The sequence below is a fragment of the Mesorhizobium sp. M7A.F.Ca.CA.001.10.2.1 genome (genome assembly GCF_003998575.1).
GTDB lineage: Bacteria > Pseudomonadota > Alphaproteobacteria > Rhizobiales > Rhizobiaceae > Mesorhizobium.
The window spans coordinates 1-1,824 of record NZ_RZQY01000907.1 but is presented as its reverse complement, the minus strand read 5'-3'; the positions used below and the strand labels follow the sequence as shown (position 1 = coordinate 1,824).

Genomic DNA, 1,824 nt, shown 5'->3' with positions numbered 1-1,824 from the left:
CAAGACTATCGCTGCCGTCGACGATGTCTCCTTTCACATCGACCCCGGTGAGACGCTGGCGTTGGCGGGACCTTCCGGCAGCGGCAAGTCGACGATCGCGCGGTTGGTGCTGCGATTGATCGAGCAGGACGCCGAGCGCATCGACTTCGAGGGCAGTGATTTCCTGGCCTTGAGCGGCGCCAAGCTGCGTGCACGCCGCGCACGCCTGCAAATGGTGTTCCAGGATCCATTGGCCGCCTTCAACCCGCGCGCCACGGTGGCGCGTGTGCTCGACGATCCCTTGCGCATCCATGGCATCGCCTCCCCCGCCGAGCGGCCGCGCCGCATCGCCGCCTTGCTGGAGCGCGTCGGGCTGACGGCTGATCTCGCCCCACGCGCCATCCACGAAATCTCCGGCGGCCAGCGGCAGCGCGTCGCCATTGCGCGCGCCATCGCCACAAAGCCGTCGCTGATCGTGCTCGACGAGGCGGTGTCGGCGCTCGACGTCTCCGTGCGCGGAGAGATCCTCGAGCTTTTGCTCGACCTGCAACGCCAGGAAAAGATCGCCTATCTCTTCATTTCACATGATCTCGGCGTCATCAGGTCGGTCGCCCACCGCGTCATCCTTCTCGATGCCGGGCGGATTGCCGAAAGTGGCGATGCCCAAACCGTCATCGACGCACCGCAATCGGCCATCGGCAAGGCGCTGGTGGCGGCAGCACCGAGATTGAACCGGACTCTGATGCGGCTGGCGTCGGCCGGCCTCGATTGAGACCCGGCCGCCGCCAGCCGTTCGCTCAATAGCCGACGGTGAAGCGCTGCCTGATGTGGGCCGGCTTCTCGATCTCGTCAACCATGACGATCGCATAGTCCTCGAAGGAAATGCTGCTGCCCTTATCGGAGGCGAGAAGTGTATCCTTGCCGAGGCGGAATTTGCCGGTGCGCTCGCCAGGCACGAACATGGCGGATGGCGACAGGAACGTCCAATCGAGGTCGTCGACCGTCTTCAATCTGTCCAGGAAGTCGGCGCCCTTCTGCGCTTCGGCCTTGTAGATATCAGGAAATTGAGGCGTGTCGACCAACCGCTTGCCCGGTGCGACTTCGAGACTGCCGGCGCCGCCGACGATCAGATAGCGCTTCACGCCGGAGGCGCGCACCGCCTCGATCAGCGTATCGGCATCGCTGTCCAGGAAATGCACGGAGCTGATCACCGCGTCATGGCCGCGGATCAGGTCGGCGAGACCTTGTCTGTCGAAGACATCGCCCTTCCTCGCCGTCACGCCCGGAAGCGCGGCGATCTTTTCCGGGTTGCGCGCAATGCCGGTGACGGTGTGGCCGCGATCGGAGAGTTCCCTGAGAAGGCGTGAACCGACGGCGCCCGATGCACCAATGAGAGCGACTTTTGCCATGTCTGTTTCCTTATTCTTGTTGGGGTCTGGAGGATGGGATCACGCCGCCGCGATATGGGCGACGAGATTGTCGAAGCTGCCGAACAGCGCGTTCGAACCGATGAGCCGGGGCGCATCATTGCGGATGACCGAGAGCGAAGGCACGCCATCGGCATGCAGGCGCTGGAACAGCGCACGGCCACGGCCAACCAGATCGCGGTGAGCCGTCAGCAATGTTTCGGTCGGCGCCTTGAGCATTTCGGCGGCGTCCGCCATGCCGGCGGCGGCGAGCACCTCGGCCACACCGCCGATCGTCACGACATCGCGTCCTTCTACATAGCGCGCATGCTGGATCGTCTTCAGCACCGCAAGCCGGCGGCTGGGATCTTCCAGGCCAGCGGCACTGATGCCGAGTGTGGCGGCATGTGAATCGAGCAGGGTCCCACGGACATTGAGG

General features: G+C 64.5%; 2 protein-coding genes and 1 pseudogene. 1 reads left to right on the top strand and 2 read right to left on the bottom strand.

The features are described 5' to 3' along the window. The coding region (locus EN964_RS33325; protein WP_164776294.1) for an ATP-binding cassette domain-containing protein at positions 1 to 751 on the top strand (751 nt) is incomplete at its 5' end. 25 nt (positions 752 to 776) lie between these two features. Here EN964_RS33325 and EN964_RS33320 read toward each other — a convergent pair. After that, on the bottom strand, positions 777 to 1,388 hold the full coding sequence (locus tag EN964_RS33320) for an NAD(P)-dependent oxidoreductase (protein WP_127270535.1): 612 nt from the start codon (positions 1,386 to 1,388) through the stop codon (positions 777 to 779). 39 nt (positions 1,389 to 1,427) lie between these two features. Next, positions 1,428 to 1,824, bottom strand: a pseudogene (locus EN964_RS33315) (DsbA family protein); the annotation flags it as partial.

What these genes read in the sequence shown, in the direction of transcription:
- EN964_RS33320 (WP_127270535.1), bottom strand. Translation starts at nt 1,388, where the DNA reads ATGGCAAAAGTCGCTCTCATTGGTGCATCGGGCGCCGTCGGTTCACGC.